Annotated in this window: 6 protein-coding genes and 1 pseudogene; 5 read left to right on the top strand and 2 right to left on the bottom strand. The window is 39.9% G+C overall.

Annotation, left to right across the window (positions count from 1 at the left end):
- Positions 1–9: 9 nt before the first annotated feature.
- Both leuS and J671_RS11510 read right to left on the bottom strand, forming a co-directional pair.
- Positions 10–2,634, bottom strand: coding sequence for a leucine--tRNA ligase (gene leuS / locus J671_RS11505; protein ID WP_004883283.1), 2,625 nt, complete (start codon positions 2,632–2,634; stop codon positions 10–12).
- Positions 2,635–2,821: 187 nt separating this feature from the next.
- The gene (locus tag J671_RS11510) at positions 2,822–3,175 is read right to left on the bottom strand and encodes a DUF4124 domain-containing protein (protein WP_022575774.1); all 354 of its coding nucleotides are present in this window, start codon (positions 3,173–3,175) and stop codon (positions 2,822–2,824) included.
- Between the two features lie 503 nt (positions 3,176–3,678).
- Here J671_RS11510 and J671_RS11515 point away from each other — a divergent pair.
- The 5 genes and pseudogenes from J671_RS11515 to J671_RS11535 form a co-directional block, all read left to right on the top strand.
- Entirely contained in the window at positions 3,679–5,403 is a 1,725-nt protein-coding gene (locus J671_RS11515; RefSeq protein WP_031982314.1) for an acetolactate synthase 3 large subunit, read from the top strand.
- A complete protein-coding gene (ilvN, locus tag J671_RS11520; RefSeq protein WP_001215920.1) occupies positions 5,403–5,894 on the top strand; it encodes an acetolactate synthase small subunit in 492 nt (163 codons plus the stop codon). Before J671_RS11515 ends, ilvN begins: the two co-directional genes overlap by 1 nt.
- A 32-nt stretch (positions 5,895–5,926) precedes the next feature.
- Positions 5,927–6,943, top strand: a complete 1,017-nt coding sequence (gene ilvC, locus J671_RS11525; RefSeq protein ID WP_004698717.1) for a ketol-acid reductoisomerase — start codon at positions 5,927–5,929, stop codon at positions 6,941–6,943.
- A gap of 328 nt (positions 6,944–7,271) precedes the next feature.
- Positions 7,272–8,186 (top strand): annotated as a pseudogene (locus J671_RS11530) (MHYT domain-containing protein); the annotation flags it as partial.
- A gap of 112 nt (positions 8,187–8,298) precedes the next feature.
- Positions 8,299–8,535 (top strand): helix-turn-helix domain-containing protein (locus J671_RS11535; protein WP_230400570.1); only part of this gene is annotated, 237 nt, incomplete at its 3' end.

Here is an 8,535-nt window from a genome sequence, read left to right on the forward strand (position 1 = left end):
TACCTGTAATTAAACCACGAGGTTAACCAATTTGTTTGGAACCACAATTTCTTTTTTAGTTGGTCCTGTTAAGAACTGTTGAACTTCTGGTAACGCTTTAGCTTGAGCTAATAATTCATCTTTAGAAATATCAACAGAAACTTCAAGTTTACCGCGAAGTTTACCATTTACTTGTACAACAATCGTTTGGGTATTGCGTGTTAACGCAGAAGCATCAACTTCAGGGAAAGTTGCTTCTGTTAAGTCCGTACCAAACTGAGCCAATAAAGTCTGGCTTAAATGCGGAGCAAATGGAGCAAGCAACGTTAACAATGTTGTGATTGCTTCACGTTCTACAGCAACGTCGTTGTCATCTTTTGCTTCAAACTTATTGCTTGCGTTTAATAATTCCATTAATGCGGCAATTGCAGTATTGAATGCATGACGACGTTCAATATCATCACTTACTTTTTGAATCGTTTCGTGAGTCTTACGACGTAAATCTTGAGCGTCTTTAGACAAGTTTGCCGTATCGATTGCAGTTGCAGCGTTTCCTTTTTCAAGGAAGCTTGCTACCAGACGCCATACACGTTTCAAGAAACGGTTTGCGCCTTCAACACCTGCATCAGACCATTCTAAAGATTGATCTGGTGGAGCAGCAAACATCATAAATACACGTGCTGTATCTGCGCCGTATTGATCGATAATTGCTTGTGGGTCAATACCGTTATTTTTCGACTTAGACATTTTTTCTTGTCCGCCGATAATCACTTCTTGACCATCACCTGAATATTTTGCAGAAATGATGCGACCTTTCTCATCACGTTCTAATTCGATGTCAGCAGGGTTGAACCAAGTTTTCTTACCATTTTCCGCTTCACGATAGAATGTATCTGCAAGCACCATGCCTTGAGTTAACAGGTTGGTAAATGGTTCATTACCTTGTACAACGCCTTCATCACGCATTAATTTGTGGAAGAAACGTGCATAAAGTAAGTGAAGAATCGCGTGTTCAACACCACCAATATATTGGTTTACAGGAAGCCAGTTTTGAGCTGCTTCAGGTTTAACCATACCGCCAGTGAAGTCTGGAGATGCATAGCGTGCGTAGTACCAAGATGACTCTACGAATGTATCCAATGTATCTGTTTCACGGCGTGCATCGCCACCACAGCAAGGACATTTCGTTTCATAGAATTCAGGCATTTTATTAAGCGGGTTACCTGAACCATCTGGAACAACGTCAGTTGGTAATACAACTGGAAGTTGGTCTTCTGGAACTGTGACTTGACCACAAGTATCACAGTTAATCATTGGAATTGGACAACCCCAGTAACGTTGACGAGAAACACCCCAGTCACGTAAACGGAATTGAACTTTAGAGTTTGCTAAACCTTGTGGTTCTAATTTCGCAAGGAATGCGTCAAACGCAGCTTGGAATTCTAAACCGTCAAACTCGCCAGAGTTAACAAGTTTACCTTCTTTAGAACCGTACCATTCTTGCCACTCAGTTGCAGAGTAGTCTGCATCGTCAGCGCCTTTGGCATCAATCACTTGCTTAATTGGCAAGTTGAACTTGTTTGCAAATTCAAAATCACGTTCGTCATGTGCTGGTACAGCCATTACTGCGCCAGAACCGTAAGACATTAATACGTAGTTTGCGATCCAGACAGGAAGCTCTTCACCAGTTACAGGGTGTTTTACAAACAAGCCTGTTGCCATGCCTTTTTTCTCGGCTGTTGCCAAGTCAGCTTCTGCAACTGAACCCATGCGGCATTCTTCAATAAATGCAGCCAATTCAGGGTTATTTTCAGCAGCTTTAAGCGCAAGAGGGTGTTCTGCTGCAACAGCAACGTATGTTACGCCCATAAGCGTATCAGCACGTGTTGTATAAACGGTTAAGCCGTCAGCATAAATTTCGGTATTAGCAGATGGGAAAGTAATTTCCATACCTGTAGAGCGACCAATCCAGTTACGTTGCATGGTCAACACTTGTTGAGGCCAGCCGTCTTGTAGTGTGTCTAGGTCGTCTAATAATTCTTGTGCATAGTCCGTAATACGGAAGTAGTACATTGGAATATCGCGTTTTTCGACCAATGCACCAGAGCGCCATCCGCGACCATTTTCAACTTGTTCGTTTGCCAAAACTGTTTGGTCAACCGGATCCCAGTTTACTGTTGAAAGTTTACGGTAGATCAAACCTTTTTTATAAAGCTGAACAAACAACCATTGTTCCCAGTGGTAGTACTCTGGTGTACACGTTGCAAATTCACGGTCCCAATCAACAGATAAACCTAATTTTTTTAATTGGTCACGCATATAAGCGATGTTTTCAAATGTCCATTTTGCCGGAGCAACTTTATGGGCAATTGCAGCGTTTTCCGCAGGCAAACCAAAAGCGTCCCAACCCATAGGTTGTAGTACGGTTTCGCCTTTTAAACGATAGAAACGGCTAATTACGTCGCCAATTGTATAGTTACGCACATGACCCATGTGCAGTTTGCCACTTGGGTAAGGGAACATTGACAGGATGTAACGATGTTTACCTTCGACAGTGTCGGCAACTTTAAAGACTTTACGATTTTCCCAATCTTGTTGGACGGATGGTTCAATCGTGTTTGCTTGATATTCTGGGTCAATGTGAGAAATAGTCATAGACGTAAGCTATACAACGAAAATTGAAATGAAAGATTGCTGCACAGCATAGCGCAAAATAGAGGAAAATGTCAGTTTTTAGATCACGATTTTATCTTTTAATATGCGCTATAAAAATTTCCCAACTTATTCTTCTTTATTTTAAATCCGAGAAGAGTGGTGAAAGTATTCACCACTCTCATTTTACTTATCGTGGTGCTGAAGCTGATGGAGCAGGTGCGGGTGCAGCAGGTGGAGCTGCTACTGCAGGTGCAGTTTTTTCCTGCGTGGCGTTAGCTGCTTCTGGTACGGCTTTATCTGTTTTAGTCTGAGCTGGTTGTTCTGGGTTTGATGTCGGATTCTTCACAGAAGGCTGGGTACCGTAAGTTGAAACTTTGTTCAAATGTTTCGCACCCTTAGGTGGTGGCGTCGTGGTGTAATGTGTCGAGCCGTTTTTATCTACCCATTTATAATACTGCTCGGCCTGACTTTGAGTTGAGCAAACAAAAATTGCTGTGGTGATTGCTGTATATAAGCTTGTTTTTAAATAAGATAAATTCATATTAGATGTTCCCCAAAAAATACTGACTATATTTAAATAAAGTTTATAAATAAGCAATTTAGAATGCATGGTTTTATATAAAAAAGAGTGTTTTTTTAATAAAAATGGAGAGGGAATGAACAAATTTACGGCTTAATATTAGATTAAAAAAACAACAGCTAAAACTTTTTATGGAAAAACCATTTCTTTATTCTTGACTTTGTATATAGAAACAACAAAAATGCTTTCTCTAGTTTTATATGTATTTACTCGATCACCCTTCGAATAAATATCATGTTTTGTAATAGACATTCTCTCTAGCCGAGAGATTGATTTTACTAAAGTATGTATATCCAGACATGCTTTATTAATGTTAAAACAGCTTATACGGCTGAAAAACAGAAATTTTTCTATTGCAACGAAAACTAGACAATATGTGTGCTATAACAGTGCAGACAATTCAATGAATGAAACACTATTTGTGCCTTCCATAAATAGTGATAAAAATTTTAGGGTGAATCACGTTGGAACTTTTATCTGGTGGTGAAATGCTCGTTCGTGCTCTTGCGGACGAAGGCGTTGAACATGTTTTTGGTTATCCAGGCGGCGCTGTATTACATATTTATGATGCGCTATTTCAACAAGACAAAATCAATCATTACCTCGTGCGCCATGAGCAAGCTGCTGGTCATATGGCAGATGCCTACTCGCGTGCTACAGGTAAGACTGGCGTAGTACTGGTCACTTCTGGTCCGGGCGCAACCAATACAGTAACTCCAATTGCAACAGCTTATATGGACTCAATCCCAATGGTGATTTTGTCTGGCCAGGTTGCATCACATCTGATTGGTGAAGACGCTTTCCAGGAAACTGACATGGTTGGTATTTCACGTCCTATCGTGAAACACAGCTTTCAGGTCCGTCACGCGAGTGAAATCCCTGCAATTATTAAAAAAGCATTCTATATCGCGTCAAGTGGGCGCCCTGGTCCAGTTGTAGTTGATATTCCTAAAGATGCGACGAACCCTGCAGAAAAGTTTGCCTACGAATACCCTGAAAAAGTGAAGATGCGTTCATATCAACCGCCTTCACGTGGCCACTCTGGTCAAATTCGTAAAGCAATTGATGAATTACTTACTGCAAAACGTCCTGTTATTTATACAGGCGGTGGTGTCGTACAAGGTAATGCTTCTGCGTTATTAACCGAACTTGCACATTTACTTGGTTATCCGGTAACTAACACACTTATGGGGTTAGGCGGATTCCCGGGCGACGATCCACAGTTTATTGGCATGTTGGGCATGCACGGTACATACGAAGCCAATATGGCAATGCACCATGCAGACGTAATTTTGGCGATTGGTGCGCGTTTTGATGACCGTGTAACAAATAACCCAGCCAAATTCTGCCCGAACTCAAAAGTGATTCATGTCGATATCGATCCTGCGACCATTTCAAAAACGATTATGGCGCATATTCCGATCGTTGGTGCAGTAGAGCCTGTTCTTCAAGAAATGTTGGCACAGTTAAAACAGTTAAATGTGTCTAAACCAAATCCTGAAGCAATTGCGGCTTGGTGGTCTCAAATTAATGAATGGCGCAAAGTTCATGGTTTGAAATATGAAAACCCATCTGATGGCACCATGAAGCCACAGCAGGTTGTTGAAACTTTATATAAAGTAACCAATGGTGATGCCATCATTACTTCTGACGTTGGTCAACATCAGATGTTTGGTGCACTTTATTATAAGTACAAACGTCCTCGTCAATGGATTAACTCAGGTGGTCTTGGCACCATGGGTGTTGGCTTACCTTATGCAATGGCTGCGAAGCTTGCTTTCCCTGACCAACAAGTTGTTTGTATTACGGGTGAAGCTTCAATTCAGATGTGTATTCAGGAACTTTCAACCTGTAAACAATATGGCTTTAACGTAAAAATCTTGTGCTTGAACAACCGTGCTTTAGGTATGGTGAAACAATGGCAAGATATGAACTATGAAGGTCGTCATTCAAGTTCTTATGTTGAGTCATTACCTGACTTTGCCAAGTTAATGGAAGCTTATGGTCATGTAGGCATTCAAATTAATCATGCCGATGAACTTGAATCTAAGCTTGCAGAAGCAATGGCCATCAATGATAAATGCGTATTTATCAACGTTATGGTTGACCGTAGCGAACACGTTTATCCAATGCAGGTTGCAGGTCAATCTATGCGTGACATGTGGATTTCTAAAGGGGAGCGCATTTAATGAGACATATTATTTCTGTACTCGTTGAAAACGAAGCTGGTGCGCTTTCTCGTTTGGTGGGCTTATTCAGCCAACGTAACTACAACATTGAAACTTTAAATGTTGCACCAACCGAAGATCCGACATTATCGCGTTTGACGTTAACGACTTATGGCGATGACCATAAGATCGAACAAATTACGAAACAGCTCAACAAACTTGTTGAGGTGGTAAAAGTAGTTGATTTATCAGAAGGTTCACACATTGAACGTGAACTCATGCTAATCAAAGTAAAAGCATTAGGTGCTTCACGTGCTGAAATTAAGCGCACTGCGGATATTTTCCGTGCGCAAATTGTAGACGTGACACCAACAACCTATACCATTCAAATAGCAGGGACAACTGAAAAATTAGATGGTTTTATCGATGCGCTTGCAGAAAACACCATTCTTGAAGTCGTTCGCTCAGGTGTATCAGGTATCGCCCGTGGCGAAAAAGTTTTAGCCATTTAATTTTTTAAAAAGTATTTTAGCGGAGAACACAAATGCAAATTTTTTACGATAAAGACTGTGACTTATCAATCATCCAAGGCAAGAAAGTTGCGATTATTGGTTACGGTTCTCAAGGTCATGCTCATGCACTTAACCTTAAAGACTCAGGCGTAGACGTAACTGTAGGTTTACGTGCAGGTTCAGCTTCTTGGAAGAAAGCTGAAAACGCTGGTCTTAAAGTTGCTGAAGTCCCAGCAGCAGTTAAGCAAGCTGACCTCGTAATGATTTTGACTCCAGATGAATTCCAATCACAACTTTACCGTGACGTGATTGAGCCAAACATCAAAGAAGGCGCGACTTTAGCATTTGCTCATGGTTTCTCTGTTCTATATAACCAAGTTGTTCCACGTAAAGACTTAGACGTAATCATGGTTGCGCCTAAAGCTCCTGGTCACACTGTACGTTCTGAATTCCAACGTGGTTCAGGTGTTCCTGACCTAATCGCGATTCACCAAGACGCTTCTGGTAATGCACGTAACGTTGCGCTTTCTTACGCTTCTGGCGTAGGTGGTGGTCGTACAGGTATTATCGAAACTTCATTCCGTGAAGAAACTGAAACTGACTTATTCGGTGAGCAAGCAGTTCTTTGTGGTGGTGCAGTTGAACTTGTTAAAATGGGCTTCGAAACTTTAGTTGAAGCTGGTTATGCTCCTGAAATGGCTTACTTCGAGTGCTTACACGAACTTAAGTTAATTGTTGACTTGATGTTCGAAGGCGGTATCGCTGACATGAACTACTCAGTGTCTAACAACGCTGAATATGGTGAATACGTAACTGGCGTTGAAGTAATTAACGAACAATCTCGTGAAGCAATGCGTAATGCATTAAAACGTATTCAATCTGGTGAATACGCGAAGATGTTCATTCAAGAAGGTGCATTGAACTACCCATCTATGACAGCTCGTCGTCGTCAAAATGCTGCACATGGTATTGAAGTAACTGGTAATAAGTTACGTGCGATGATGCCTTGGATTCAAGCAAACAAAATCGTAGATAAAGAGAAAAACTAATACTCTTTTCTATTGTTTAAAAAGACCCTGCTTCATGCAGGGTTTTTTTATTTTAGAGCAGCTAAAACAAGTTTAAAAAAACATCATTAAGGTCAATTGACCTAGATTTAAGAAATCCTATATTTTTCATATAATTGGATGCTTAATTTTTGTTTACTTTATTGATTTCTAAAGTAAAAAATACTTGACCAAATGTTAGATAATGTTATTGTTTATAACTGACTAAAAAAGTCGAATTTACTAATTTTTCTTTAACGTGTTTAATTGTATTTTGTGCAATGAGTTGAACAAAATAAAAAAAAGTATTGAATAATCATGGAAGTCCAATATGGGTCATGTTGATTACGATAGCACATTGATCGTCGGCTCTTTTATTGCGGCTGGCGCTATTTGCTATATTGTGATTTCCATGGAGCAGTTAATATTTAAGCAAACTTATAAAAAGATTGAGCCGTTTATTCTATTACTTAATGGATTATTACTCGCAGCAGCGATTAGTATTGTCCATATTGTCGGCATGCATGCTTACCATTTATTTGAAGCAGCTTCTTCGAACGTTCCTTTAATTACACTGTCTTTTGGAATTAGTGCTGTACTTTCAAGTGTCGCAATTTGGCTCACTTCCCGTTTTACACTACCATTATTTAGGTTGGTTTTAAGCTCAGTCATTATGGGCATTGGTATTTCAGCTTCATATTATGTGAGTATGCTGGGCTGGAATATTGATATTTATAAGAAAGATTACACCTCATTTCTCATTTTATTTTCTGTCTTAATTGCCATGAGTGGTTCAGGTCTAGCTTTTTTGTTGGCCTATAAATTAAAAGAGAGCGAGCGTAATCGAGTAAGTTTAAAACTCGCTTTTGCAGTCATGATGACTTTAAGCATTATGGGCATGCACTATACGGCACTCATTGCGACTAATATTACCGATAAATTTGTGAGCCAATATCAGGCTGAACATGACCTGTTGCTGTTTACTATTATTCTAGTTACATGTCTGGTGCTGGTCGCGAGTTTTATTGTCGCCGTGCTGGAACAACGACTGAACCAACGAAATTTAGAACTCCGTAAAGCCAATAAAGAACTCGCCAATCTCTCCATTCAAGATAACTTAACTAAATTACCAAACCGACTTTATTTAGTTGATTACGCAGAAGTTCTTTTGTCAGATCATCGTTATAAAGACCAGAAAATTGCTTTTCTCTATATTGATTTAGACCGTTTTAAATCGGTAAATGATGGGCAGAGTAAAACTTGAAGTGCGACATAAACCACCTAATTAATTTAAAGGGTTTATGGAGTATATAAAATTGTCATACCATCATCTTAACTTTGAAGATCGTACTGCATTAATGCTTGAGTCAAGAAAAGAAGGCTTTTCAGCCAGAAAATTTGCTGAACTCATTAAAAGACATCCTAGTACGATCTATCGTGAGCTTAAAAGAAATAGCATCAATGACGTTTATCAAGCTCGATATGCTTCTGATAACACCTTCGCTAGACGTAGACGTGGTCACAGAAAACTCAAAATCGATTCAATCCTCTGGAAATTTATTGTTGAAGCGATCCGTTGTTTATGGTCTCCTCAG

This window comes from Acinetobacter sp. 1130196 (assembly GCF_000588095.1).
Lineage (GTDB): Bacteria > Pseudomonadota > Gammaproteobacteria > Pseudomonadales > Moraxellaceae > Acinetobacter > Acinetobacter nosocomialis.

Excerpts from the sequence above, each read along its gene's own strand:
- leuS (WP_004883283.1), bottom strand. The coding sequence starts at position 2,634 with ATGACTATTTCTCACATTGACCCAGAATATCAAGCAAACACGATTGAA.
- ilvN (WP_001215920.1), top strand. The coding sequence starts at position 5,403 with ATGAGACATATTATTTCTGTACTCGTTGAAAACGAAGCTGGTGCGCTT.
- ilvC (WP_004698717.1), top strand. The coding sequence starts at position 5,927 with ATGCAAATTTTTTACGATAAAGACTGTGACTTATCAATCATCCAAGGC.
- J671_RS11510 (WP_022575774.1), bottom strand. The coding sequence starts at position 3,175 with ATGAATTTATCTTATTTAAAAACAAGCTTATATACAGCAATCACCACA.